Below are 26,477 nucleotides of genomic sequence, written 5' to 3'. Positions count from 1 at the left end.
CCTGTGCCTGATAATGCCACTATAACCGCTATTTCCGTAGAAGTGGAATCCTGACGTATCATCGCGTAGTGTAGAACGGCCTTTTTTTCATCAGTCACGTCTGCTGGTGAGCGTTAATTGAAGGAATAACAATAAGATTATGCAAAACCTGTCCCCTGCATCGCGATATCAACTGGCCCTAAACGAGGGCACTCATCAGCCGGATGACGTACAGCGTGAGGCGGTAAGTCGTCTGGAGATGATTTATCAGGAACTCACGGCCAAACCCGCTGAAACCGAACAGAATGGCGGGCTAAAGGCGGCATTTGGACGGTTGCTCGGAAAAAAAACGCCACAGGCCCACGCGCCGGTGCGCGGTCTTTATATGTGGGGCGGGGTCGGTCGCGGAAAAACCTGGCTGATGGACATGTTCTACCAGAGCCTGCCGGGGGCGCGTAAACAGCGTCTGCACTTCCACCGCTTTATGCTGCGTGTGCATGAAGAGCTGACTGCGCTGCAGGGTAAAAGCGATCCGCTGGAGATTGTGGCCGACAGGTTCAAGGCGGAAACGGACGTGCTCTGCTTCGATGAATTTTTTGTGTCTGACATCACCGATGCCATGCTGTTAGGCGGCCTGATGAAAGCGCTTTTTGCCCGCGGGATCACGCTGGTGGCCACGTCGAATATTCCGCCGGATGAGCTTTACCGCAACGGCCTGCAGCGGGCACGCTTCCTGCCTGCCATCGACGCCATTAAGCAGCATTGTGACATTATGAACGTTGATGCCGGTGTCGATTATCGCCTGCGCACCTTAACCCAGGCGCACCTGTGGCTCTCGCCGTTAAATGCAGAGACCACCCGCGAGATGGATAAACTCTGGCTGGCGCTGGCGGGGGCAAAACGCGAGCATGCCCCGGAACTCGAGATTAACCATCGCCCGCTGCCAACGCTCGGCGTTGAAAACCAAACGCTGGCGGTCTCCTTTACGACGCTGTGCGTTGATGCCCGCAGCCAGCACGACTACATTGCGCTTTCACGTCTGTTCCACACCGTGATGGTGCTGGATGTGCCGGTGATGACGCGGCTGATGGAGAGCGAGGCGCGGCGCTTCATCGCGATGGTGGACGAGTTTTACGAGCGCCACGTTAAGCTGGTGATTAGCGCCGAGGTTCCTTTATATGAGATCTACCAGGGGGAGCGGCTAAAGTTTGAGTTCCAGCGCTGCCTGTCTCGCCTGCAGGAGATGCAGAGCGAGGAATACCTGAAGCTGGAGCATATGCCATAAATGCCACCCTCTCCCTGTGAAGGGGGACTTGTAGGCCGGGTGAGGCGCAGCCGCCACCCGGCATTTTCCACCGCCTCGAAAAACCCAATTTGAATCACATTTAAGGGTCGATCTTTGACCTCAACTTCTCTATAATCTTGCGACCCCACGTTACGAGAAGGTTTTTTTCCCGAAACTTTCTATGTGTCGGCATGTGCTATTCGAAGGGGTAGGTTTGCCGGACTTTGTCGTGTGAACCTCAACTGACTAAACGTTTGGGTGTTCACCAACGTGTAACTTATTATTTGGGTAAGCTTTTAATGAAAACTTTTACAGCTAAACCAGAAACCGTACAGCGCGACTGGTATGTTGTTGACGCGACCGGTAAAACTCTGGGCCGTCTGGCTACTGAACTGGCTCGTCGCCTGCGCGGTAAGCACAAAGCGGAATACACTCCGCACGTTGATACCGGTGATTACATCATCGTTCTGAACGCTGACAAAGTTGCTGTTACCGGCAACAAGCGTACTGACAAAATGTACTACCACCACACCGGCCACATCGGTGGTATCAAAGAAGCGACCTTTGAAGAGATGATTGCTCGCCGTCCTGAGCGTGTGATTGAAATCGCGGTTAAAGGCATGCTGCCAAAAGGCCCGCTGGGTCGTGCTATGTTCCGTAAACTGAAAGTTTACGCAGGCAACGAGCACAACCACGCGGCACAGCAACCGCAAGTTCTTGACATCTAATCGGGATTATAGGCAATGGCTGAAAATCAATACTACGGCACTGGTCGCCGCAAAAGTTCCGCAGCTCGCGTTTTCATCAAACCGGGCAGTGGTAAAATCGTAATCAACCAGCGTTCTCTGGAACAGTACTTCGGTCGCGAAACTGCCCGCATGGTAGTTCGCCAGCCGCTGGAACTGGTTGATATGGTAGAAAAACTGGATCTGTACATCACCGTTAAAGGTGGTGGTATCTCCGGTCAGGCAGGTGCGATCCGTCACGGTATCACCCGCGCTCTGATGGAGTACGACGAATCCCTGCGTTCTGAACTGCGTAAAGCTGGCTTCGTTACTCGTGACGCGCGTCAGGTTGAACGTAAGAAAGTGGGTCTGCGTAAAGCACGTCGTCGTCCACAGTTCTCCAAACGTTAATCCATTCTGCTTACGCAGAACGATTGGCGAAAAACCCGCTTCGGCGGGTTTTTTTATGGATAATGCGCAGGTTATCCACAATATCCATGCATATATCTTCTCTTTTTCCACATTTCCAGAATCCCCTCACCACAAAGCCATCAAAATCTGGTAAACTATCATCCAATTTTCTGCCCAAATATCGGTGAATACTCGATTTTTGTTCGATTCTTGAACAATGTGTCTTCTCTGGGATGGGCGATACAACATCTGGCTGGCCCCTGTTGGGCTGGTAGCAGTAAAAATTCTGAATATACCTGGAGGTTTTCATGGCTGTCGCTGCCAACAAACGTTCGGTAATGACGCTGTTTTCTGGTCCTACTGACATTTATAGCCATCAGGTTCGTATCGTGCTGGCCGAGAAGGGTGTCAGTTTTGAGATCGAGCATGTGGAAAAGGATAACCCGCCTCAGGATCTGATCGATCTCAACCCGAGCCAAAGCGTACCGACGCTGGTGGATCGCGAGCTGACCCTGTGGGAATCCCGTATCATTATGGAATACCTGGATGAGCGTTTCCCGCATCCGCCGCTGATGCCTGTTTACCCTGTTGCGCGTGGTGAAAGCCGCCTGTACATGCAGCGTATCGAAAAAGACTGGTATTCGCTGATGAACGTGATTACCAGCGGATCCGCTGCGGAAGCCGACGCTGCGCGTAAGCAACTGCGTGAAGAGCTGCTGGCAATCGCCCCGGTGTTTGGTCAGAAACCGTTCTTCCTGAGCGATGAGTTCAGCCTGGTAGACTGCTACCTGGCACCGCTGCTGTGGCGTCTGCCAATCCTGGGCGTAGAATTCAGCGGTCCTGGCGCGAAAGAGCTGAAGGGCTACATGACTCGCGTCTTTGAGCGCGACTCTTTCCTGGCATCTTTAACTGAACCGGAACGTGAAATGCGTCTCGGCCGAGGCTAATGACTGTGGAAATGTCACAACTAACCCCACGCCGTCCGTATCTGCTGCGCGCCTTCTATGAATGGCTGCTGGATAACCAGCTCACGCCGCACCTGGTTGTGGATGTGACGTTGCCGGGCGTGCTGGTTCCAATGGAATACGCACGTGACGGACAGATTGTACTGAACATCGCCCCGCGCGCGGTGGGCAACCTGGAGCTGGCAAACGATGAAGTGCGCTTCAACGCGCGTTTCGGCGGCGTACCGCGCCAGGTTTCCGTACCGCTGGCTGCTGTGCTGGCTATCTACGCGCGTGAAAACGGTGCGGGTACCATGTTCGAGCCGGAAGCGGCATATGATGAAGACGTTGCCAGCCTGAATGATGACAACGCATCTGATGAGCGTGAAAGCGACACGGTGATGTCAATTATCGATGGCGACAAACCCGATCATCAAGATGACAATGACCCTGATGACGATCCGCCTCCGCGCGGTGGTCGTCCAGCGCTACGCGTTGTGAAATAAATCCGCTTGCGCCGTTTGTAAAAAGCCAGTGATATCACTGGCTTTTTTTATTTCTATATCAATCTACCGTTGTAATATTTTTAAATAAGCATTGTTTATATCTCTTGTTTCTTCATTGCTTGATTAATAATTAAATAGATTTATAAACTCCATGAATAAATGAGGTGTGAACTAATATCAAAACGATGAGAAAAGTAAAGAGGAATTCTGAGTAATATTATTTTTTTGATGTTGATCTCTTTTTTGATTGGGTAATTCCTTAATAAAATAAGGAAAAAATCATTTTGTGGTTATCCTTAATAGAATAGTTAATTTTGCTAAATTGCATGTATTTATAAAAACAATACTATGTGCACATGCTGACAAGCATGACGACAATCAGTAACTGGTAAAGGTATTTATCATTACTGGGTTAAATATTGCAATTACTCATATGTTAAGGATTAACAAGTGAAAAAAGTTTTACTCGCTACTGCGCTTTCTCTGTGTGTGACTTCAGCATTTGCTGCAGACCCTTCAGCTGTACTGAAGGTTAAAGGTACGCTGACGAATGCAGCATGTACGCCAGTATTAAGCAACGGCGGTACTGTTGACTACGGTACAATTAATTTGGGCAGTCTGAACGCTTCTGCTGTCAACCAGTTGGGACAGAAGAATATCGATCTGACCATTAACTGCACCGCAGCAACAAAAGTGTCCTGGAATATGGTTGACGATCGCGCTGATACTAACGCGGGTCTGACCGTAGAAAACGGTATGTTTGGTGGTGGTATTATTAAAGGCGCTAGCCAAACTTACGGTGTGGGCAAAACCGCGGGTGGCGTTAACATTGGCTCTTACGCTCTGCTAGTTAAAGTAGACAGCGTAACGGCTGATGGTGCTGCGGTAGATCCAATCTATCAGCAGAACGCGACGGGTACCTGGACCAAATCCACCAACGGTTCTTCTCAGGGCAGCCATATTCGTGACTTCACCGTTGCGTCTGCAGGTTCTCTGGATCCGCTGGCCTTCCAGACCGCGACCTTCCCGCTGGCAACTTCACTGGCTCTTCAGGACACCACAACTCTGGCGATTACGGACGATACTCAGCTTGACGGTCAGTTGACCATCAGCCTGCGTTATCTGTAAGACTTTATTGAGTAAAAGTAATTTTAAAATAATCCAGAGAGTGAATGTTCTGCATTTACTCTCTTTTTAACAGCACGATAAACATGGAATGTTCTGTTGGGCTATCAAGGAGATAATATTATGCAATGCATAAGGTCGAATATATTTAAAACACTTTTTACTGTCGCTTTATTTTCCGCCAATTTTGCGGTGCATGCAGAAGGTATGGTGCCAGAAACCAGCCTGCTAATTATTGATGAAGCCACACACAGCGGTACCATTAACGTAAAAAATACGGATTCACACCCATCCTTATTATATACGAACGTTGTAGACCTGCCGGACGACCAGGGGCTTAAGTTGATCGTCACGCAGCCTGTGGTTCGCCTTGAGCCGGGCCAAACGCAGCAGCTTCGTTTTATTTTGCAAAGCAAGCAGCCGCTGGATGTTGAGCATTTAAAACGCGTCACATTTGACGGTATTCCACCAAAAAATGACGATAAAAAAATTAAAATTGGCATTAATATTCGCCAGGATATTCCAGTGCTAATACGCCCGGCTACGCTGGGGGTCGTGACGGATGCGTGGAAATACCTCAAATGGTCTACGGTCGGATCTTCTGTAAAAGTAACCAACCCAAGTAAGTACGTTGTTCGTCTGGCACAAAAAGTCGTATTACAACCTTCAGGCGCAAACGCCACGCTTTCCAAAACTTACCTTCTGCCAGGTGAGACGATGACGGCTGCGTTGAACAAAACGAGCAGCGGTGACAGCCACGTTAAATTTTTCCCGGCCAGCCGTTATGGCATTGAAGTGCCGAGTTTTACCTCAGAATTAAATAAATAATATAGGGATCAAACGGTGAATAAAAAAAGCCGTATTGCACTTTGTGTCCGCGCAGTTCTCTGCGGCACCTTGCCTCTGATGATGTTTGACTCCGCCTCCGTACTCGCAAGGGAAGTGACGTTTGATACGGGGGTAATGAAAACGCTGGGGTTATCGAGCGACTTGAACCATTATTTCGCTAAAGCACCGCGTTTTCTGCCCGGAACCCATTCCGTAAACGTTAAAGTGAATGGTGAAGATCGCGGAATGGCCGCCGTCCGTTTCAATAAGGACGGCGTGCTGTGTTTTGATAACGATCTGCTTGATTTCGCAGGCCTCATGCCAGTCCCCCTGAAGGCAGGCGAGGCGTGCCACAACATCCGCGACGACTACCCGAAAGCGGTAATCAACGCGTTGCCAAACCAGGAAGCCGTTGAGTTGTATCTGCCGCCTGAAGCGGTAAACAGCCTGTCGTCGGATATCCGAAACTTCCAGCACGGCGGTGCCGCCGGGATGCTCAACTATTCGCTTTTCAGCACCCGTAACGAATATGGCGGTAGCGACAAAACCCGCTATTCGCAGGCCAATCTGGAAGCGGGTTTTAACGCATTTGACTGGTCGCTTCGCAGTAATTACATCCTGACGGATGACAATGGCAAGAAAAATGCCGAAAGCATTTACACCTACGCAGAGCATGTTTTTGTCCCGCAGAAGTTAACCATGCAGGTCGGTGAAATTAATGCCATGTCTAATGTGCTGAGCGGCATACCCATTACCGGTATCCAGCTTATGCCGACTAGTGGGCTGACAAAAGACGGCAGCGGCGTCAGCGTGTCAGGCATTGCCCGTTCCTCCCAGGCTCGCGTGGAGATTCGCCAGAACAATCAGCTGATCTTCAGTACGCTCGTGCCCGCGGGACCATTTACGCTGGATGACGTGCCGGTTGCGCGTAACAACGTCGATTTAGACGTTTCCGTCGTAGAGTCGGACGGCTCCACGAATAACTTTATTGTTCCTGCTGCCGCAGTGAAGCAGCGAAATCTTTCTCGCCCGCAGGGGCTTACCGTGTCTGCCGGTCAGGTACGCAGCATCGATAGCGACTACAGCGATCCGCTGGTGATGAACGTTTCCGACGGCTGGCGCATTTTCCCGTGGATGAACCTTCTGGCCTCCGGTACTGCCGCTCAAGATTACCAGGCAGCTGGCGGTCGTACCGATTTTCTTATCAGCGATCTTTGGTCTGTTTCCACGACGGTTGCGGCAAGCAAAGAGTCGTTTGGTGACAGCAGCAGTGGACTTAAAACCGAGCTAGGAAGCGATCTTACGCTTTCCTCTCATGTATCGCTTTCCACCAGCGCGACGCACTACAGCGGCGGCTACCGTGAGATGGCAGAAGCGATGGACGATGACTATCAGGGGTACGATAACGCCTACTCCGGCAGCATACGTTTCTCATCCGGTCTGGCAGGCGTTTTCTCAGCAGGCTTCAACTATAACCAGAGCAGCGGGAACTCTGAGGATTCCCGCTATCTGCTTCTGTCGTGGGGTAAGACATTTAAATATGCCAGCGTTACCGCCAACTGGCAAAGCGCTGTGGGCAACGTCGATGACGACCAGGATGATGAAATGCTGTACATCAACGTCAGCATTCCGCTGAGTCCGGGGCAGTCTGTCAGCACTTACATGCGCAAACAGGGCGACAATACCACTTACGGTGTGGCCAACAGCGGTTCGCTGGGCGAAAACACACACTACTATATCGCCGCCGATCGTGACCAGTCGTCCAGCGATAATAGCTTCAACGGTAACCTTAACACCAACCTGCATTACACCCAGCTGAGCGTGGGTGGTGGCAGCAACGGTGATCACCAGCGTAACTATAACGCCACCCTGGCGGGCGGCATCGCTATGCACAAAAATGGCGTGACGTTCTCGCCGTATGCGATTCGCGATACCTTTGCGATTGCCAGACTGAGCGAGAAGAAAAGCGGGGTAGAAATCGCTACGCCACAGGGTACGGTCTGGACCGATGCCTGGGGACAGGCGGTTGTACCTTCGCTAAACGAGTGGCGCAATTCGCGTATAGAAGTGGATGCCAACAAGCTGCCGCAGAATATGACGCTGGCAAACGGCACCCGATATATCGCCGCAGGTCACGCTTCAGTCAGCGAGCTTGACTTCAAGGTGCTGAACAGCCGACGTGTGATGCTGCGTATGAAGCAAACCGATGGTCAGCCGCTGAGAAAAGGGCTGGCAATCGTGGATGAGAAGGGCAACTACATTGTGACGGTCGTTGATGATGGTCATGTCTTTATCAACGATGCGGATCAGTTACCGGCGCTGTACGCCATGGACGCCAACAACAATCGTTTGTGCAAACTCGATTTCGCTCTTCCTGAGAAACGCAATGAAGACGCCTTCTATGAAGAAGTAAACGGAGTATGCCGATGAATTATCAACAAACAGTAGGATTAACAGCGCTGGGGATACTTTTCTTCGTGGCGACTGCAAATGCGGAAGATTGCCAAATATCGCTTTCGCAGCCGGTGGTGGATTACCATGAAATGCGTCGAGATAATATCGATAAAACCCAGCAGAACTGGCACAAAATGGCGGACCGTACCCTCAACGTTAATGTTTACTGCCCGCAGCCGCAGCAAATGGCGGTGTTGTTACAGGGGACGGCAGGCGATAAAGGGCGCTTCACATTCGGCCAGTCTGGCGGGATGGCGGTTAAAATCGATGATATGACCATCGACGGTAAAAATTACACCGTCGGCAAAACGGTCGATCAGCTCGGTTTTACTCCGCAAAGCGGCACGCCTTCGCCGTTTTATGTGCGTAATAATGAAGCGGTTATTGCGGTTGATAATAATCAGGTGCCTTCAGGCCAGCAGATGAATTTCCGTGTCACGCTATCACCTGTGCTGGATGACAATGCGTTTAGCCGCATCACCGATCAAACCGTACTGGAAAGTGACTTAACCTGGACTCTGCTGACGAGGTAGCATTTCGGAGAGTAAAAAATAGCTCTTCATTATTTCTATCGTCAATGAAATGCCTGTTTTTTTCTTGCAGCTGACTCAAGCAATGATAGGCTGGCAACCTTCATGCTGAAATATCTGAAATTTTTTTGATTACGCTGTAGGTAACAAAGGGAATAAACCGGAAGGTTTATTCCCTTTTTTCTTACACTTCCAGGTAGTTCAGTATCCCGTCAGCCGCTTTGCGCCCTTCGGCAATCGCCGTCACCACCAGGTCGGAACCGCGAACGATATCGCCACCGGCGAAGATTTTCGGGTTGCTGGTCTGGAAGGCATTATCGCTGCCTTCTGGCGCAATAATACGGCCCTGCGAGTCCAGCTCAACGCTGTGCTTCGCCAGCCATTCCATGCTGTGAGGGCGGAAACCGAACGCCATCACCACGGCGTCGGCCGGGATCACGTGTTCAGAACCGGCCACGATCTCGGCGCGACGACGGCCTTTTGCATCCGGTGCGCCCATCTCAGTGCGCGCCATCTTCACGCCGCTCACTTTACCGTTGGCATTCACTTCAATACCCAGAGGCTGGATGTTGAACTGGAATTCCACGCCCTCTTCACGTGCGTTTTTCACTTCACGCTTAGAGCCCGGCATGTTCTCTTCGTCACGACGGTAAGCACAGATAACGTGCGCCGCATTCTGACGAATGGAGGTTCGCACGCAGTCCATCGCGGTATCACCGCCGCCCAGCACCACCACGCGTTTGCCTTCCATGCTGACGAACGGCTCATCGGCGGTTTCACCATAACCCATAATCTGCTTGGTGTTGGCAATCAGGAACGGCAGCGCGTCATAAACGCCCGGCGCGTCTTCGTTTTCCAGACCACCGCGCATGGACTGATAGGTACCCACGCCCAGGAACACGGCGTCGTAATCCTTCAGCAGATCGTCGAGCTGTACGTCGCGGCCCACTTCTGTGTTCAGTTTGAACTCAATGCCCATGCCGGCGAAGATTTCACGGCGACGGGTCATGACCTCTTTTTCCAGCTTGAAGGCCGGGATACCGAAGGTCAGCAGACCGCCGATCTCCGGATGACGGTCAAAGACCACCGCCTTCACGCCGTTGCGGGTCAGCACGTCCGCGCAGGCCAGGCCCGCCGGGCCCGCGCCGATGATCGCCACGCGCTTGTCGGTTTGCTTCACGCCGGTCATGTCCGGACGCCAGCCCATCTCAAACGCTTTATCGTTGATATAGCGCTCGATGTTGCCGATGGTCACCGCGCCAAACTCGTCGTTCAGCGTACAGGAACCTTCGCACAGACGATCCTGAGGACACACGCGGCCGCACACTTCCGGCAGGGTGTTGGTCTGGTGAGACAGCTCGGCGGCTTCAAAAATACGCCCTTCGTTGGCCAGCTTCAGCCAGTTCGGGATGTAGTTGTGTACCGGACATTTCCATTCGCAGTAAGGGTTACCGCAGGACAGGCAGCGGTCTGCCTGTGCTTTGGCCTGGCCTTCTGAAAACGGCTCGTAGATTTCAACAAATTCAATTTTGCGGATCTTCAGCGGTTTCTTTGGCGGATCAACACGCTGCAGGTCGATAAACTGGTATACGTTCTGGCTCATCTGAATTCCTTACTGCGCCTGCACGCGCAGCTCTGCTGCGCTACGACTACGGTGACCCAACAGGGCTTTAACATCGCTGGACTTCGGCTTAACCAGCGCGAATTTCGCAGAGAACGCCGGCCAGTTCGCCAGGATCTCTTCGCCGCGCGAAGAACCGGTATGCTGCACGTGTTCGGTAATCAAACCGCGCAGGTGTTCTTCGTGAATGGCCAGCGTGTCAACGTCCAGCACTTCTACCAGTTCAGGGTTTACGCGTTTACGGAACTCACCGTCTTCATCCAGGACGTAGGCAAAACCGCCCGTCATGCCTGCGCCGAAGTTCACGCCGGTTTTACCCAGAACGCAAACAATCCCGCCCGTCATGTATTCACAACCGTTATCGCCAATGCCTTCCACCACGGTGATAGCACCGGAGTTACGCACCGCAAAACGCTCGCCCGCACGGCCCGCGGCAAAAAGACGACCGCCGGTTGCGCCGTACAGGCAGGTGTTACCGATAATGCTGGCTTCATGGCTGCGGAAGGCTGAGCCGACCGGAGGACGTACCGCCAGAAGACCGCCCGCCATGCCTTTACCGACGTAGTCGTTGGCGTCGCCGGTCAGGTACAGCTCAACGCCGCCAGCGTTCCACACGCCGAAGCTCTGACCCGCAGTACCGCTGAAGTGCGCGGTAATCGGATCGGCTGCCAACCCCTGGTCACCGTGCGTCTGCGCGATGTAGCCGGAGAGGGAGGCACCCACGGAACGGTCGGTGTTGCGGATATCAAACCAGAACGTTTTGCTCTGCTTGTCGTCCACATACGGTTTCGCCTGCTGCAGCAGCTGCGCGTTCAGCACGCCGTTATCAAATGGCGGGTTGTTCTCGGTGCAGTAGACCGCTTTGCCAGGATGCGGCTGCGCGGTTTCCAGCAGCTTAGACAGCTCCAGCTTCTGCTGCTTCGCCGTGAAGCCTTCCAGCTCTTTCAGCAGGTCGGTACGGCCAATCAGGTCCACCAGACGCTTCACGCCCAGCTGCGCCATCAGCTCGCGGGTTTCACGGGCGATGAACTCAAAGTAGTTGGTCACTTTGAACGGCAGGCCGTGGTAGTGGTTCTTACGCAGCTTCTCGTCCTGGGTTGCAACGCCGGTTGCGCAGTTGTTCAGGTGGCAAATACGCAGGTATTTACAGCCGAGTGCAACCATTGGGCCTGTACCGAAGCCGAAGCTTTCCGCACCCAGAATCGCCGCCTTGATGATGTCGAGGCCGGTTTTCAGGCCACCGTCCACCTGCAGACGGATCTTGTGACGCAGACCGTTAGCGACCAGCGCCTGCTGGGTTTCCACCAGTCCAAGTTCCCACGGGCAGCCCGCATATTTCACGGAGGAGAGCGGGCTTGCGCCGGTACCACCGTCATAACCGGCGATGGTGATAAGGTCCGCATAGGCCTTCGCCACGCCGGTGGCAATGGTGCCGACGCCCGGTTCGGAAACCAGCTTCACGGAGATCATTGCTTTCGGGTTGACCTGCTTCAGGTCGAAAATCAGCTGCGCCAGGTCCTCGATAGAGTAGATATCGTGGTGCGGCGGCGGGGAGATCAGCGTCACGCCCGGTACCGAGTAGCGCAGTTTGGCGATGTACGGGGTAACTTTATCACCCGGCAGCTGACCGCCTTCGCCCGGTTTCGCACCCTGAGCGACTTTAATCTGAATCACGTCGGCGTTGACCAGGTACGCTGGCGTCACGCCAAAGCGGCCGGATGCCACCTGCTTGATACGGGACACTTTGTTGGTGCCGTAACGGGCAGGATCTTCACCGCCTTCGCCGGAGTTAGAGTTGCCACCGATGCTGTTCATGGCTTCTGCCAGCGCCTCGTGGGCTTCCGGGCTCAGCGCGCCGATGGACATCGCCGCGGTATCGAAGCGTTTGAACAGTTCGGATGCCGGTTCGACTTCGTCAATGCTGACCGCTTCATCACCCGGATTCAGGGCAATGAGGTCGCGCAGCGTCGCCGCCGGACGGTTGTTCACCAGTTCAGCGTACTGCTGATAATCACTGTATTCGCCGCTCTGAACCGCCTGCTGCAGCGTGCGCACCACGTCAGGGTTGTAGGCATGATACTCGCCGCCGTGAACGTATTTCAGCAGACCGCCCTGATCCAGCGGCTTACGTGCCAGCCAGGCGCGCTTGGACAGGTTCACCAGATCCTGCTGGAAGTCAGCAAAACCGGCGCCGCCGATGCGGCTGACCACGCCCTGGAAGCAAAGGTTGGCGACCTCATCGTGCAGGCCGACCGCTTCAAACAGCTTCGAGCAGCGGTAGGAGGCAATGGTCGAGATGCCCATTTTGGACATGATCTTGTACAGACCTTTGTTGATGCCGTTACGGTAGTTCAGCATCACCGCGCGGTAATCTTTGTCGATCGCGCGGGTATCCACCAGACGGGCCAGCGTTTCATAGGCCAGGTACGGGTAGATCGCCGTCGCGCCAAAGCCTAACAGCACGGCAAAGTGGTGCGGGTCGCGCGCGCTGGCGGTTTCAACAATGATGTTGGCATCGCAGCGCAGGCTCTTATCCACCAGACGCGTCTGGATAGCGCCCACCGCCATTGGTGCAGGCACCGGCAGACGGTTTTTCGCGATGTTGCGGTCGGACAATACCAGCAGCACGGTACCGTTACGCACCATCTGTTCGGCTTTGTCGCACAGCGCATTCACCGTCTCTTCGAGGCTCGCGTCGTTCACGTCGAAGGTAATATCGAGCGTGTCGGCGCGGTAGTGCTCCTCTTTCATGGTGGTGAGCTGTTTGAAATCGGAGTACAGCAGGATCGGCGATTTAAAGGTCAGACGGTGCGCCTGGCCTTCGGCCTCGCAGAAGACGTTCATCTCGCGACCGATGCTGGTGGCCAGCGACATCACGTGGGCTTCACGCAGCGGATCGATTGGCGGGTTGGTGACCTGCGCAAACTGCTGGCGGAAGTAGTCGTAAATGATGCGCGGCTGGCTGGAGAGCACGGCAAACGGGGTATCGTCACCCATCGAGCCGACCGCTTCCTGGCCGTTCTCACCGAGCACGCGGATGACGGAGTCCAGCTCTTCCGCGCTGTAGTTAAACTGCTTCTGGTAGCTGGCGAGGGTGTCATCGTCCAGCTCGCGGCTGCCCACTTCTTCATCCGATAGATCTTCAAACGGCACCAGACGACGCACGTTTTTCTCCATCCACTCTTTGTACGGATGGCGGCTCTTCAGATCGTTGTCGGTTTCGGCGGAGTGCAGGATGCGTCCACTGCGGGTGTCGATCACCATCAGCTCGCCCGGACCGACGCGGCCTTTCTCGACCACTTCGTCAGGCTGGTAATCCCAGATGCCGACTTCAGAGGCGCAGGTGATGAGCTTATCTTTGGTGATGACGTAGCGCGCCGGACGCAGACCGTTACGGTCCAAGTTACAGGCAGCGAAACGACCGTCGGACATGACGATGCCCGCCGGGCCGTCCCACGGTTCCATGTGCATGGAGTTAAAGTCGAAGAACGCGCGCAGCTCAGGGTCCATATCCGGGTTGTTCTGCCAGGCCGGCGGCACGAGCAGACGCATGGCGCGCACGATATCCATCCCGCCCGCCAGCAGCAGTTCCAGCATGTTATCCATCGAGCTGGAGTCCGAGCCGGTTTCGTTCACGAACGGCGCGGCATCGTGCAGGTCAGGGATCAGTGGCGTCTGGAACTTGTAGGTACGGGCGCGGGCCCACTGGCGGTTACCGGTGATGGTGTTGATCTCGCCGTTATGCGCCAGGTAGCGGAACGGCTGCGCCAGCGGCCAGCGTGGAACGGTGTTGGTGGAGAATCGCTGGTGGAACAGGCAAATGGCCGATTCCAGACGCAGGTCCGCCAGGTCCAGGTAGAAGCGCGGCAGGTCAGCCGGCATACACAGACCTTTATAGATGTTTACCAGATTAGAGAGGCTACAGACGTAGAACTCTTTATCGTCCTGGAGACGTTTTTCAATGCGGCGGCGGGCAATAAACAGACGGCGTTCCATATCACGCGGACGCCAGCCCGCAGGCGCGTTGACGAAAATCTGTTCAATACGAGGCAGCGAGGAGAGGGCGATTTCACCGAGCACCCCTTCGTTGGTTGGCACATCGCGCCAGCCGACAATCGACAGGGTTTCACGCTGAAGTTCTTCTTCGACGATGCGGCGTGAGGCGGCAGCCTTTTCAGGATCCTGGTTCAGGAACAGCATGCCGACAGCGTAGTTTTTGGCTAAACGCCAGCCGCGCTCTTCCGCCACGATGCGGAAGAAACGATCCGGTTTTTGCAGCAGCAGGCCGCAACCGTCGCCGGTTTTACCATCGGCAAGAATGGCGCCACGGTGCTGCATACGGGCCAGTGCGTGAATAGCGGTACGCACCACCTTGTGGCTAGGTTCGCCTTCTATGTGGGCGATCAGGCCGAAACCACAGTTATCCTTCTCAAGGGATTTATCGTACAACATATCAGTGAACCTCCCCAGGCTCGTCGGGCTTCCCACTGAACTTTACCGTGGCGCACAGGCACAGAAAGAGCATGGCGACGGGGTTTGCGTTTCATACGCGGACCTCGCATTCGCCCTCTTTTTCATCCTTTCGCGCAGGTAAACAAGTTTGAGGACTTGCTTCAGAGGGAATCTCAATTACTGCATAAATATGATGAGCAGGCCGCTCATCCAGAAAGCTTCCAGCGGATTTCCAACTTATCGGGAATTGGTACACAGGTCAAATGGCAATCTTATTTATACAAAAATGTGCTAAAGAGAGTTTATCTACCTGTATTTAAAGGGTATTTAACTAATTTTACATTGATTGATTGCCCTGAAAGAGCGCAGCGGAGTGTGATCTGACTCACTATATGAAAGCGGTATTATCCATGTAGCGTGCTGAATAGCGGTTTTATAGCAGAACAATAATCTGGCATTGGCCGCAAACCCGCATAAACACACTGTTTTTCAGTGATGGCGCTATAAATGAAAAAAACAATCAGAACATAAGGAAAAGTAATCACATGCGGCGTGAATGAAATTGCAGTAATCCTGAGTATTTATTCATATAGATAAAGGCCGTCCGGGGCGATTGATCCAGGTCATCGCCGACAGAGGCTAAAAATGGCAGGCTTGTCCCCTTTCTCCGGGACGGTCTATCAGATTATGCAGTTACAGAAATTAGTCAATATGTTTGGTGGGGATCTTTTGCAGCGGTACGGGCAAAAGGTTCATAAGCTGACGCTGCACGGCGGGTTTAGCTGCCCGAATCGCGACGGCACCATCGGGCGCGGAGGCTGCACCTTCTGTAACGTTGCGTCGTTTGCCGATGAAGCACAGCAACATAACTCTATCGCTGAACAGCTTGCTCATCAGGCCAGCCTGGTGAACCGTGCGAAGCAGTATCTGGCCTATTTTCAGGCTTACACCAGCACGTGGGCGGAGGTGCAGGTATTGCGATCGATGTATCAGCAGGCCGTCAGCCAGGCCAACATCGTTGGGCTGTGCGTGGGAACCCGCCCGGACTGCGTACCGGACGCGGTGCTGGACCTGCTCAGCGAGTACAAAGAACAAGGCTACGAGATCTGGCTGGAGCTGGGCTTGCAAACGGCACATGATAAAACGCTGCACCGTATCAACCGTGGCCATGATTTCGCCTGCTACCAGCGCACCACGCGGCTGGCACGCGAGCGCGGGCTGAAGGTCTGTTCACATCTGATTGTCGGTCTGCCCGGAGAAGGTCAACAGCATGCCCTTGAAACGCTGGAAAAAGTCGTTGAAACCGGCGTGGACGGCATCAAGCTTCATCCGCTGCATATCGTGAAGGGCAGCATTATGGCGAAAGCCTGGGAGGCCGGGCGGTTAAGCGGTATCGAGCTTGAGGACTATACGGTGACGGCGGGGGAGATGATTCGCCACACGCCAGCGGAGATTGTCTACCACCGCATCTCGGCCAGCGCCCGCCGTCCAACGCTTCTGGCACCGCTGTGGTGTGAGAACCGCTGGACGGGGATGGTGGAAATTGACCGCTACCTGCAGGAGAACGGCGTACAGGGTTCGGCGCTGGGCCGCCCGTGGGTTCCGCGTCTACCGGCGACGGCCGCCTAACAAACTCCCCAGCATGCCGCGCACGATCTGATTGGTGACCTGTCGCGCGGCGCTTTTCGCCATCGTCTGCACTACGCCGTCGCGTTTGCCGCCGCGCGGCCCGGTGCTGCCGAACAGGATGTCTTTGAGTCCGCCAAGAATGCCGTCATCCACGGCGACAGACTGCCCTTTAGCGGCAGGCGCATCCTGCGATTCCGTTGTCGCCTGGACTCCTTTTTGCAGCATCTCGAACGCAGATTCGCGATCCACCTCGTCTTCGTACTTCCCGTAAACCGGTGAGTGGTTAATCAGGCCGTTGCGTTCATCGTCGGTCACCGGCCCCATGCGCGAGCAAGGCGCAATGACCATGGCGCGTTCCACTACGGACGGGCTGCCCTTCGCATCCAGGAACGAGATCAGCGCTTCACCGGTGCCCAGCGCCTGAATGGCGGCTTCGGTATCAAAGGCCGGATTGGCGCGCATGGTTTGCGCGGCGGCTTTTACCGCTTTTTGATCTTTCGGCGTGAAGGCGCGCAGGGCGTGCTGTACGCGGTTACCGAGTTGTCCCAGTACGTTATCGGGGATATCCGACGGGTTTTGCGAGACAAACCAGACGCCGACGCCTTTGGAACGGATCAGGCGGATAACCTGCTCGATCTTGTCCAGCAGCACCTGCGGTGCATCGTTAAACAGCAGGTGCGCTTCATCAAAGAAGAACACCAGCTTCGGCTTCTCAAGGTCGCCCGCCTCTGGCAGCTGTTCGTAAAGTTCAGAGAGCATCCACAGCAGGCTGGCGGCGTAGAGTTTCGGCATCTGGTAGAGCTTCTCGGAGCTCAGGATGTTAATAATCCCTTTGCCGCTGCTGTCGGTGCGCATCCAGTCTTTGATCTCCAGCATCGGCTCGCCGAAGAAGTGCTCGGCACCCTGTTGCTCCAGCGTCAGTAGGCCACGCTGAATTGCGCCCACCGAGGCGCTGCTGATGTTGCCGTACTGGTTCTGGAAGGATTTGGCGTTATCGCCGATGTACTGCGTAATGGCGCGCAGATCTTTGAAATCAAGCAGCAGCAACCCCTGGTCATCGGCAATACGGAAGATGATATTCAATACGCCGGACTGCACGTCGTTGAGGTTAAGCAAACGGGCCAGCAGCAAGGGACCGAGATCGGAGACGGTGGCGCGCACCGGGTGGCCTTTTTCACCGAAGATGTCCCATACCACCACCGGGTTACCGTGCGGCGTCCAGTCCGTGATGCCGATATTCTTCAACCGTTCGAGCAGTTTTTCAGAGGCGGTCCCTTCCTGAGCCACACCGGTTAAATCGCCTTTTACGTCAGCCATAAAGACCGGTACGCCAATCTCTGAAAGCGACTCCGCCAGCTTTTGCAGGGTGACGGTTTTCCCCGTCCCGGTCGCGCCGGTGATCAGACCGTGGCGGTTCGCCATCGTGGGCAGTAAATAGAGCTCTTTTTCCAGCGTCCGGGCAATTAACAATGGTGTACTCATGATGCGCTTCCTCTCGTAGTCCTGGGTGGAGTATAGGCAACCTGACGGTAAAACGGCTGAGTAAATTGCTGACTTTGCGGCGCATTATCCAGCGCGGACTATGCTTTTGCATACGGTTCACAAAATAGTGGGAAACTATGTCCAGATTCTTCTTTAACGATCGCAAACAGCTGGTCAACGATGCCATTGAAGGCATACTGCTCTCTGCGCCACATGCCAATCTCGTCAAGCTTGATATCGATCCGGCCATCCGGATCGTCGCGCGCGGCGACTGGGATAAAAGCCGCGTGGCGGTAATTTCCGGCGGCGGCTCAGGCCATGAACCCGCACACGCCGGGTTTGTTGGCAAAGGGATGCTGACGGCGGCAGTGTGCGGCGATCTGTTTGCCTCGCCGAGCGTGGATGCGGTACTGAATGCCATCGTCGCGGTCACGGGCGATCGCGGCTGTCTGCTGATCGTCAAAAACTACACCGGCGACCGCCTGAACTTCGGCCTGGCCGCTGAAAAGGCCAAACGCTACGGCCTGAAGGTGGAGATGGTGATTGTGGCGGACGATATCGCGCTGCCGGATAACAAGCAGCCGCGCGGTATTGCCGGCACGGCGCTGGTGCACAAGATTGCGGGCTATGCGGCGGAACAGGGGAAATCCCTGAGCGAGGTGCGGGATATTGCGCAACAGGCCTGCGATAACCTCTGGAGCCTGGGCGTAGCGATGCAAACGTGCAACCTGCCGGGCAGCGACGATGAAGAGGGGCGCATTAAGCAAGGCCATGTCGAGCTGGGCCTGGGCATTCACGGCGAGCCCGGGGCTTCCGTGGTGGATACGCAAAACAGCAAAGCCATTATCGACACCCTGGTGACGCCGTTACGCGCGCAGGCGGGGGAGGGGCGTTTTGCGGTGCTGATTAACAATCTTGGCGGCGTATCGGCGCTGGAGATGGCGCTGCTGACCAAAGAGCTGGCGCACTCGGCGCTGAAAGAGAATATCGCGTACCTGATTGGCCCTGCGCCGCTGGTCAGCGCGCTGGATATGAAAGGCTTTTCTCTGACGCTGCTGAAGCTCAACGATTTCTTTGAAAAGGCGATTCACGCCGACGTCGAGACGCTGGGCTGGCAGAAGCCCGTCGCGTTTGCGCCACTGCGCACCGTGGCGCATAGCGCCATTCATGACCGTGTGGAGTATACCCCGTCTGACAATCCACAGGTGCGTGCGTTTGTCTCCTCCGTGTCGACAACGCTGCTCCAGCTCGAAAACCGCCTGAACGCGCTGGATGCTAAAGTGGGGGATGGCGATACCGGCTCTACCTTTGCGCAAGGGGCGTGGGATATTGCGCAGCGCCTGGAGGAGAACGCGCTCCCGCTTAATGACGTGCCTAAGCTGCTGTTACTGGTTGGCGAGCGGCTGGCTACGGTAATGGGCGGGTCGAGCGGCGTGCTGATGTCGATCTTCTTTACCGCGGCCGGGCAAAAGCTTCACGATGGTCAGACGCTCCCGGAGGCCTTGCTCAGTGGACTTACGCAGATGAAGCAGTACGGCGGGGCAGATCTCGGCGATCGCACGCTGATCGATGCGCTGCAACCGGCGCTGGAGGCGTTACAGAAAGGCAATATTCAGGCGGCAGCGCAGGCCGCGCAGCAGGGCGCAGAAGCAACGTCGAAGATGGCGAAAGCCGGCGCGGGACGCTCGTCGTATGTCAATAAAGATAACCTGGATGGAGTGATGGATCCGGGAGCGGTCGCGGTAGCGGAAGTATTTAACGTATTGGCGCAGCAGTGAAAGTAGGCCGGGTAAGGCGAAGCCGCCACCCGGCAAACTCACATCAGAAATCTGCTTTCAGCACCACGCGGTAGCGGGCTTTGCCGTCGCGCACGTGCTGGATCGCTTCGTTGATTTTTGACATCGGATACAGTTCGGTGGTCGGCGCCACTTTGGTGCGTCCGGCGAATTTCATCAGTTTGCGCAGCTCGTAAGGCGTACCGGTTGCAGAACCGGAGATGCTGCGATCTCCGCCGATCAGGGTAAACGCCGGAACCGGCAGCGGCTTCATTACCGCACCCACGGTGTGGAAGTTACCGCCGTAGGCCAGCGCTTCAAAGTACGGCTGCCAGTCGAGATCGACGTTAACGGTGTTGATGATCAGGTCAAACTGGCCCGCCAGCGCGTTCAGCGCCTGCGGATCGCGGCTGTTCACCACTTTATCCGCCCCCATCGCCAGCACTTCTTTCTCTTTCGCCGGGTTCGAGCTGAACGCCGTGACTTCACAGCCCATCGCGTGCAGCAGCTTAATGGCAATATGCCCCAGTCCGCCGATACCGATGACGCCGACGCGGCTGGTAGCGGTGATATGGTGCATCAGCAGCGGCTTGAAGACGGTGATGCCGCCACACAGCAGCGGACCGGCGGATTCGATATCAATGCTGTCCGGTAGCGGGATAACCCATTGCCAGTCGGCGCGCAGTTTATCGGCAAAACCACCTTTGTTGAGAATGGTGGGAACGGCGCCCTCGAGGCAGTTGATTTGATTGCCGCTGATACAGGCATCGCAGTGACCGCAGCTGCGTGCCGTCCAGCCAATGCCCACGCGCTGGCCCACTTTGAGCCCTTTGTCCTGCGCGGCGCTACCGAGCGCCACGACGCGACCAATAACTTCGTGCCCGGCAACCAGCGGATAGCTGGAGAAGCCCCATTCGTTGTCGATCATCGAGAGATCCGAGTGGCAGATCCCGCAGTAATCAACCTGTACTTCGACGTCTTCTGCTTTTAGTTCGCCCGCATCGTACTCGTACAGCTCAAGTTCTGCACCCGCCTGCGGTGCGGCGTAGCTTTTTATCTTCGACATCGTGTTTCCCCCGTTGTGGTGTGAACTGAGAGTGTAGAGCATTCAGTTTACAGCCGCTTAACAGAAGAGGGCAGGAACGAAAGTTACAGACTTTTCAGCATTCTGACTTCGCAATCAACGTGGCCGGTACAGCCCAGCGGCGCATCGATATGCTCAAAGCCCAGATGTTCATACAGGCCGATGGCCTCTTTGAGGAAGGCGGTCGTTTCAAGGTAGCAGCGGGTAAAACCCTGCTTGCGCGCGTGGTCCAGCGCCATCAGCGCCAGCTTTTTTGCCAGTCCTTGTCCGCGTGCCGTTGGCAGGAAATACATTTTCTGCAGTTCGCAGATATCCGGCTCGCTGCAGCTGAGGGGCGCCACGCCGCCGCCGCCCACGACCTGGCCGTTCTGCTCGATGACCCAGTAGGCATGACCAGGCTGGCTGTAGAGCTGGAAAAGCGCGTCCAGATTCGGGTCGGCAACCGTGTAGCCCTTGTCAGCCGTCAGTCCATATTCGGCAGAAACGGTGCGAATAACGGCGGCGATAGCCGGGTTATCCTGCTCAGCGATCCGGCGCATCGTCGTCGCGACGGGGGTAATCACGCTCATAGCATTACTCATTACAAAAATTGACACATAACTGCTGTTAATAGCACCGCAGAAAGGGGAGTGCAAGCGAGGAGTTTTCAGGAAGGTTACCCCTTACGCCCTGAAGCGTAAGGGGTAAAAGCATTACAGGGCAGCGATAACCGCCTGCTGCTCAATCAGCTTGGTCTTCGCATCGGCGAAGGCAACCAGACGCTCACGCTCTTTCGCGATGACCGCTTCCGGCGCGCGGGCAACAAAGCCTTCGTTCGCCAGCTTGCTTTCGATTTTGCCAATTTCCACGTCGACTTTCGCCACTTCTTTCGCCAGACGAGCCAGCTCAGCGTCTTTGTCGATCAGACCCGCCATCGGGATCAGCAGCTCGGCGCCGTCGATGATTTTGGTCACGGAAACCGGACCTTTGTCATCAGCAGGCAGCACGGTGATGCTTTCCAGACGCGCCATGGTTTTCAGGAAGGTGTTGTTCTCGGTGACGCGACGAACGGCCGCTTCGCTACAGCCGCGCAGCAGCAGCTCCAGCGGTTTGCCCGGTGCGATGTTCATTTCAGCACGAATGTTACGTACCGCCACGATCGCCTGCTTCAGCCACTCGGTATCCGCAGACGCCGCTTCATCAACCTTAGCCGCATCGAATGCCGGGAACGGCTGCAGCATGATGGTGTCGGCGTTGATGCCTGCAATCACCTTCACGCGCTGCCAGATGGTCTCGGTGATGAATGGAATAACCGGATGCGCCAGGCGCAGCAGGCCTTCCAGAACGGTAATCAGCGTGTTGCGCGTGCCGCGCAGTTCCGCCTCAGTGCCGCCGTTCATGACCGGCTTCGCCAGCTCCAGATACCAGTCACAGAACTGGTTCCAGGTGAATTCATACAGAATGCCCGCCGCGATATCGAAGCGGTAGCTGTCCAGCGCCTCGCGGAACGCTTTCACGGTCTGGTTGAATTCCGCCAGGATCCAGCGGTCGGCCAGGGAGAGGGTCATCTCGCCGCCGTTGAAGCCGCAATCCTGATCTTCGGTGTTCATCAGCACAAAGCGGCTGGCGTTCCACAGCTTGTTACAGAAGTTACGGTAACCTTCCAGACGCTTCATGTCCCAGTTGATGTCACGGCCGGTCGAGGCCAGCGCTGCCAGGGTGAAGCGCAGGGCGTCGGTACCGTGAGCCTCAATCCCGTTCGGGAACTGTTTCTCGGTGCGCTTGCGGATTTTCTCCGCCAGCTGCGGCTGCATCATGTTGCCGGTGCGTTTTTCCAGCAGCTCTTCCAGAGAGATACCATCAACCATATCCAGCGGGTCGATGACGTTACCCTTGGATTTGGACATCTTCTGGCCTTCGTCGTCGCGGATCAGACCGGTCATGTAGACGGTATGGAACGGAACCTGCGGCTTGCCGTCTTCGTCTTTGATGAAGTGCATGGTCATCATGATCATGCGGGCAATCCAGAAGAAGATAATGTCGAAGCCGGACACCATCACGCTGGTTGGGTGGAACTGACGCAGCGCGTCGGTGTTTTCTGGCCAGCCGAGGGTGGAGAAGGTCCACAGCGCGGAGGAGAACCAGGTATCCAGCACGTCTTCGTCCTGACGCAGGGCAACGTCAGCGCTCAGGTTGTTTTCCTGGCGCACTTCATCTTCGCTGCGGCCAACGTACACGTTGCCTTCGTTGTCGTACCATGCCGGGATACGGTGACCCCACCACAGCTGACGGGAGATACACCAGTCCTGAATATCGCGCATCCAGGAGAAGTACATGTTTTCGTACTGCTTCGGCACGAACTGAATGCTGCCGTTTTCAACCGCTTCCACTGCCGGTTTCGCCAGCACGTCGGCACGCACGTACCACTGGTCGGTCAGCATTGGCTCGATAACCACGCCACCACGGTCGCCGTATGGCACGGTCAGGTCGTGAGGTTTGATCTCTTCCAGCAGGCCGAGTGCGTCAACAGCAGCCACGATGGCTTTACGCGCGGCAAAACGTTCCAGCTTCTGGAACTCAGCCGGGATGTCGCTGGAATAGACGTCGGATTCGTTGCCTTTGGTGTCGTACACTTCTGCGCTTTCACGGATATCGCCGTCGAAGGTCAGAATGTTGATCATCGGCAGGGCGTGACGACGGCCCACTTCATAGTCGTTGAAGTCGTGCGCCGGGGTGATTTTCACGCAGCCGGTGCCTTTTTCCATGTCGGCGTGTTCGTCGCCCACAATCGGAATACGGCGGTTTACCAGCGGCAGCACCACGAATTTGCCAATCAGATCTTTATAACGCGGATCTTCCGGGTTAACGGCCACACCGGTATCGCCCAGCAGGGTTTCCGGACGGGTGGTCGCGACCACCAGGTAATCTTTACCGTCAGCGGTTTTTGCGCCGTCGGCCAGCGGATAGCGGATGTGCCACATGGAGCCCTTGGACTCGCGGTTTTCCACTTCCAGATCGGAAATCGCGGTGCGCAGTTTCGGGTCCCAGTTAACCAGGCGTTTGCCGCGGTAAATCAGGTCTTCTTTGTACAGGCGGACGAAGACTTCTTTCACGGCGTTGGAAAGGCCTTCATCCATGGTGAAGCGCTCGCGCTCCCAGTCCACGGAGTTGCCGAGACGGCGCATCTGACGGGTAATGGTGCCGCCAGATTCCGCTTTCCACTGCCAGATTTTGTCGATGAACGCGTCGCGACCGTAGTCGTGGCGGGTTTTCCCTTCTTCAGCGGCAATTTTACGCTCAACCACCATCTGGGTCGCGATACCCGCGTGGTCAGTCCCCGCCTGCCACAGGGTGTTTTTGCCCTGCATGCGCTGGTAGCGGATCATGGTGTCCATGATGGTCTGCTGGAAAGCATGACCCATATGCAAACTGCCGGTGACGTTCGGCGGCGGGATCATGATGCAGAAGGACTCTTTGCTTTCGTCGCCGTTAGGCTTGAAATAGCCCTGCTGTTCCCAGTGCTCGTAAAGCGGCTGTTCGATATCGCGTGGGTTATATGTCTTTTCCATTATTTCCAGGTTGCCGTATTCAGGTTAAAACCAGCCAGGCGGTACGCTTTATAGCGTTCGCGCGCCAGTTGTTTCAAGGATTCTTCGTAAGGGACAAAGTCTACCACTTCTGTGAAAGCGGTGGCAAAATCTGCAAAATCTATCCGCAGGCTAATCAGAATGTCGCGCGCGCTGCTGTTGCGCTTTTGCGGCCAGGCAATTTCCACCGGCGCCCCGCCGCGTGGCCCTTCGCCTGACAGGTTATGCGGAACAAAGCTCTCAGGCGGGCGGGCCCACAGCGCTTCATCGAGACGAATCGCCTGCTGCTCATCTTCACAGGCTATCAACACGCGTTTGCCTGCGCGCCAACGTTCTGCGGCAATTTCACACACCAGCTGTTCGACGGCGCTGAGGCCCTCCTGATGGGTGTCGTTGTCCAGAAGGTAGAACGTTGCATTCTTCATATATGGGGCTTCTTGTCGTGGATTTAAATGCAAAGCCGGGTGGTGCTTCGCTTACCCGGCCTACGGTTGAGTGGCGTGTAGGCCGGGTAAGGCGAAGCCGCCACCCGGCACTTTATATCACTCGTCGCCGTTAAAACCCGCACGATTGAGCAGGAACTGCGACAGCAGCGCCACCGGACGACCGGTTGCGCCCTTTGCCTTACCGGAGCGCCATGCGGTGCCCGCGATATCCAGGTGCGCCCAGTTGTACTTGCGGGTGAAGCGCGCCAGGAAGCATCCCGCGGTGATCGCCCCGCCAGGACGTCCGCCAATGTTCGCCATATCCGCGAAGTTAGACTCCAGCTGCTCCTGATATTCGTCACCCAGCGGCAGACGCCATGCGCGGTCACCGGCCTGCTCCGAGGCGCTAATCAGCTCGTGCGCCAGCGGGTTGTGGTTCGACATCAGGCCGGTAATGTGGTGGCCAAGGGCAATCACACAGGCGCCGGTCAGGGTGGCGACGTCAATGACCGCTTCTGGCTCGAAGCGCTCAACGTAGGTCAACACGTCACAGAGTACCAGACGGCCTTCGGCGTCGGTGTTCAGCACTTCTACCGTCTGGCCAGACATGGTGGTCAGGACGTCACCCGGGCGATACGCGCGACCGCCGGGCATGTTTTCGCAGCCCGCCAGGACCCCGATCACGTTGATCGGCAGCTGAAGTTCCGCGACCATGCGCATCACGCCGTAAACCGCCGCCGCGCCGCACATGTCGTATTTCATCTCATCCATGCCTTCGGCAGGCTTGATGGAGATACCGCCGGAATCGAAGGTCAGGCCTTTACCGACCAGCACGACAGGGCGCGCGTCTTCGGCCGGGTTGCCCTTGTACTCGATAACCGACATCAGGGATTCGTTCTGAGAGCCGTTACCCACCGCCAGGTAAGAGTGCATTCCCAGCTCTTTCATCTGCTGTTCGCCGATGACGCGGGTAATCACGTTTTTGCTGTAGGCGTCGGCCAGCTGGCGCGCCTGAGAGGCGAGGTAAGCGGCGTTACAGATGTTCGGCGGCATGTTGCCGAGATCTTTTGCCGCTTTAATACCGGCGGCAATCGCCAGACCGTGCTGGATGGCGCGCTCGCCGCTGGTCAGCTCGCGACGGGTTGGCACGTTAAAGACCATTTTACGCAGCGGACGACGCGGCTCGCTTTTATTGGTCTTCAGCTGATCGAAGCTGTACAGACTCTCTTTTGCCGTTTCGACTGCCTGACGCACTTTCCAGTAGGTGTTACGCCCTTTAACGTGCAGCTCGGTCAGGAAGCATACCGCTTCCATTGAACCGGTATCATTCAGCGTATTGATGGTTTTCTGAATCACCTGCTTGTACTGACGTTCATCCAGCTCGCGTTCTTTGCCGCAGCCAATCAGCAGAATGCGCTCTGACAGTACGTTCGGAACATGGTGCAGTAACAGCGTCTGCCCAGGTTTGCCTTCCAGTTCGCCACGGCGCAGCAGGGCGCTAATATAGCCGTCACTGATTTTATCGAGTTGTTCGGCGATCGGGGAGAGTCGGCGTGGTTCAAAGACGCCCACAACGATGCAGGCACTCCGCTGTTTCTCCGGGCTACCGCTTTTTACACTGAACTCCATGCACTACGCTCCTGAATCTTAAAGACA

At 55.6% G+C, this 26,477-nt stretch carries 19 protein-coding genes; 11 read left to right on the top strand and 8 right to left on the bottom strand.

Annotation, left to right across the window (positions count from 1 at the left end):
* Positions 1–139: 139 nt before the first annotated feature.
* The 9 genes from zapE (at position 140) to AA74_RS0113235 (ending at position 8,790) form a co-directional block, all read left to right on the top strand.
* Positions 140–1,264, top strand: coding sequence for a cell division protein ZapE (gene zapE / locus AA74_RS0113275; protein ID WP_008502831.1), 1,125 nt, complete (start codon positions 140–142; stop codon positions 1,262–1,264).
* Between the two features lie 299 nt (positions 1,265–1,563).
* Positions 1,564–1,992: a 50S ribosomal protein L13 gene (rplM, locus tag AA74_RS0113270; protein ID WP_003860434.1), complete on the top strand. Its 429-nt coding sequence runs from the start codon at positions 1,564–1,566 to the stop codon at positions 1,990–1,992.
* Positions 1,993–2,007: 15 nt separating this feature from the next.
* A complete protein-coding gene (gene rpsI / locus AA74_RS0113265) occupies positions 2,008–2,400 on the top strand; it encodes a 30S ribosomal protein S9 (protein ID WP_003860436.1) in 393 nt (130 codons plus the stop codon).
* Between the two features lie 308 nt (positions 2,401–2,708).
* A complete protein-coding gene (sspA, locus tag AA74_RS0113260) occupies positions 2,709–3,347 on the top strand; it encodes a stringent starvation protein SspA (RefSeq protein WP_008502830.1) in 639 nt (212 codons plus the stop codon).
* Between the two features lie 5 nt (positions 3,348–3,352).
* Positions 3,353–3,850: a ClpXP protease specificity-enhancing factor gene (gene sspB / locus AA74_RS0113255; protein ID WP_025912562.1), complete on the top strand. Its 498-nt coding sequence runs from the start codon at positions 3,353–3,355 to the stop codon at positions 3,848–3,850.
* A gap of 450 nt (positions 3,851–4,300) precedes the next feature.
* Entirely contained in the window at positions 4,301–4,978 is a 678-nt protein-coding gene (locus tag AA74_RS0113250; RefSeq protein WP_008502828.1) for a DUF1120 domain-containing protein, read from the top strand.
* Positions 4,979–5,098: 120 nt separating this feature from the next.
* Positions 5,099–5,803: a fimbria/pilus chaperone family protein gene (locus AA74_RS0113245; protein WP_008502827.1), complete on the top strand. Its 705-nt coding sequence runs from the start codon at positions 5,099–5,101 to the stop codon at positions 5,801–5,803.
* 78 nt (positions 5,804–5,881) lie between these two features.
* Positions 5,882–8,233, top strand: coding sequence for a fimbrial biogenesis usher protein (locus AA74_RS0113240; RefSeq protein ID WP_371258264.1), 2,352 nt, complete (start codon positions 5,882–5,884; stop codon positions 8,231–8,233).
* Positions 8,230–8,790: an outer membrane protein gene (locus AA74_RS0113235; protein ID WP_023294675.1), complete on the top strand. Its 561-nt coding sequence runs from the start codon at positions 8,230–8,232 to the stop codon at positions 8,788–8,790. The genes AA74_RS0113240 and AA74_RS0113235 overlap by 4 nt, the downstream gene beginning before the upstream one ends.
* A 181-nt stretch (positions 8,791–8,971) precedes the next feature.
* Here the strand turns inward: AA74_RS0113235 and gltD are convergent, their stop codons facing one another.
* Together gltD and gltB are read right to left on the bottom strand one after the other, a co-directional pair.
* Positions 8,972–10,390 carry a glutamate synthase subunit GltD gene (gene gltD / locus AA74_RS0113230; RefSeq protein ID WP_025912560.1) on the bottom strand — a complete coding sequence of 473 codons (1,419 nt, stop codon included), beginning with the start codon at positions 10,388–10,390 and terminating at the stop codon, positions 8,972–8,974.
* Positions 10,391–10,399: 9 nt separating this feature from the next.
* Positions 10,400–14,860: a glutamate synthase large subunit gene (gene gltB, locus AA74_RS01000000122170; protein ID WP_032667513.1), complete on the bottom strand. Its 4,461-nt coding sequence runs from the start codon at positions 14,858–14,860 to the stop codon at positions 10,400–10,402.
* 687 nt (positions 14,861–15,547) lie between these two features.
* On the opposite strand from gltB, the gene AA74_RS0113220 reads away from it, so the two are divergent.
* On the top strand, positions 15,548–16,489 hold the full coding sequence (locus AA74_RS0113220) for a TIGR01212 family radical SAM protein (protein ID WP_100122167.1): 942 nt from the start codon (positions 15,548–15,550) through the stop codon (positions 16,487–16,489).
* Here AA74_RS0113220 and AA74_RS0113215 read toward each other — a convergent pair.
* Positions 16,469–17,971: a helicase HerA-like C-terminal domain-containing protein gene (locus AA74_RS0113215; protein WP_023294672.1), complete on the bottom strand. Its 1,503-nt coding sequence runs from the start codon at positions 17,969–17,971 to the stop codon at positions 16,469–16,471. The genes AA74_RS0113220 and AA74_RS0113215 overlap by 21 nt on opposite strands.
* Positions 17,972–18,108: 137 nt before the next feature.
* On the opposite strand from AA74_RS0113215, the gene AA74_RS0113210 reads away from it, so the two are divergent.
* Positions 18,109–19,749 (top strand): dihydroxyacetone kinase subunit DhaK, encoded by a 1,641-nt coding sequence (locus tag AA74_RS0113210; RefSeq protein WP_025912558.1) that lies wholly within the window; start codon positions 18,109–18,111, stop codon positions 19,747–19,749.
* Positions 19,750–19,792: 43 nt separating this feature from the next.
* Here the strand turns inward: AA74_RS0113210 and AA74_RS0113205 are convergent, their stop codons facing one another.
* From AA74_RS0113205 to pepA, 5 genes are all read right to left on the bottom strand, one after another.
* Positions 19,793–20,812, bottom strand: a complete 1,020-nt coding sequence (locus AA74_RS0113205) for an NAD(P)-dependent alcohol dehydrogenase (RefSeq protein ID WP_021242270.1) — start codon at positions 20,810–20,812, stop codon at positions 19,793–19,795.
* Positions 20,813–20,895: 83 nt separating this feature from the next.
* Positions 20,896–21,399: a GNAT family N-acetyltransferase gene (locus tag AA74_RS0113200; protein ID WP_008502817.1), complete on the bottom strand. Its 504-nt coding sequence runs from the start codon at positions 21,397–21,399 to the stop codon at positions 20,896–20,898.
* A gap of 123 nt (positions 21,400–21,522) precedes the next feature.
* A complete protein-coding gene (locus tag AA74_RS0113195) occupies positions 21,523–24,378 on the bottom strand; it encodes a valine--tRNA ligase (RefSeq protein ID WP_023294670.1) in 2,856 nt (951 codons plus the stop codon).
* The gene (gene holC, locus AA74_RS0113190; protein ID WP_025912557.1) at positions 24,378–24,821 is read right to left on the bottom strand and encodes a DNA polymerase III subunit chi; all 444 of its coding nucleotides are present in this window, start codon (positions 24,819–24,821) and stop codon (positions 24,378–24,380) included. Before holC ends, AA74_RS0113195 begins: the two co-directional genes overlap by 1 nt.
* Positions 24,822–24,938: 117 nt before the next feature.
* Positions 24,939–26,450, bottom strand: a complete 1,512-nt coding sequence (pepA, locus tag AA74_RS0113185; protein WP_008501434.1) for a leucyl aminopeptidase — start codon at positions 26,448–26,450, stop codon at positions 24,939–24,941.
* Between the last annotated feature and the right edge of the window lie 27 nt (positions 26,451–26,477).

This window comes from Enterobacter sp. 5-4 (genome assembly GCF_000612205.1).
Lineage (GTDB): Bacteria > Pseudomonadota > Gammaproteobacteria > Enterobacterales > Enterobacteriaceae > Enterobacter > Enterobacter roggenkampii.
Note: the sequence above shows the minus strand (reverse complement) of the source record. Positions and strands in the feature narration are given on the sequence as shown.

Bases quoted from the DNA above. Each gene is read 5' to 3' on its own strand.
- zapE (WP_008502831.1), top strand. From the start codon at position 140: ATGCAAAACCTGTCCCCTGCATCGCGATATCAACTGGCCCTAAACGAG.
- rplM (WP_003860434.1), top strand. From the start codon at position 1,564: ATGAAAACTTTTACAGCTAAACCAGAAACCGTACAGCGCGACTGGTAT.
- rpsI (WP_003860436.1), top strand. From the start codon at position 2,008: ATGGCTGAAAATCAATACTACGGCACTGGTCGCCGCAAAAGTTCCGCA.
- sspA (WP_008502830.1), top strand. From the start codon at position 2,709: ATGGCTGTCGCTGCCAACAAACGTTCGGTAATGACGCTGTTTTCTGGT.
- AA74_RS0113245 (WP_008502827.1), top strand. From the start codon at position 5,099: ATGCAATGCATAAGGTCGAATATATTTAAAACACTTTTTACTGTCGCT.
- AA74_RS0113240 (WP_371258264.1), top strand. From the start codon at position 5,882: ATGATGTTTGACTCCGCCTCCGTACTCGCAAGGGAAGTGACGTTTGAT.
- AA74_RS0113235 (WP_023294675.1), top strand. From the start codon at position 8,230: ATGAATTATCAACAAACAGTAGGATTAACAGCGCTGGGGATACTTTTC.
- gltD (WP_025912560.1), bottom strand. From the start codon at position 10,390: ATGAGCCAGAACGTATACCAGTTTATCGACCTGCAGCGTGTTGATCCG.
- gltB (WP_032667513.1), bottom strand. From the start codon at position 14,860: ATGTTGTACGATAAATCCCTTGAGAAGGATAACTGTGGTTTCGGCCTG.
- AA74_RS0113220 (WP_100122167.1), top strand. From the start codon at position 15,548: ATGCAGTTACAGAAATTAGTCAATATGTTTGGTGGGGATCTTTTGCAG.
- AA74_RS0113215 (WP_023294672.1), bottom strand. From the start codon at position 17,971: ATGAGTACACCATTGTTAATTGCCCGGACGCTGGAAAAAGAGCTCTAT.
- AA74_RS0113210 (WP_025912558.1), top strand. From the start codon at position 18,109: ATGTCCAGATTCTTCTTTAACGATCGCAAACAGCTGGTCAACGATGCC.
- AA74_RS0113205 (WP_021242270.1), bottom strand. From the start codon at position 20,812: ATGTCGAAGATAAAAAGCTACGCCGCACCGCAGGCGGGTGCAGAACTT.
- AA74_RS0113200 (WP_008502817.1), bottom strand. From the start codon at position 21,399: ATGAGCGTGATTACCCCCGTCGCGACGACGATGCGCCGGATCGCTGAG.
- AA74_RS0113195 (WP_023294670.1), bottom strand. From the start codon at position 24,378: ATGGAAAAGACATATAACCCACGCGATATCGAACAGCCGCTTTACGAG.
- holC (WP_025912557.1), bottom strand. From the start codon at position 24,821: ATGAAGAATGCAACGTTCTACCTTCTGGACAACGACACCCATCAGGAG.
- pepA (WP_008501434.1), bottom strand. From the start codon at position 26,450: ATGGAGTTCAGTGTAAAAAGCGGTAGCCCGGAGAAACAGCGGAGTGCC.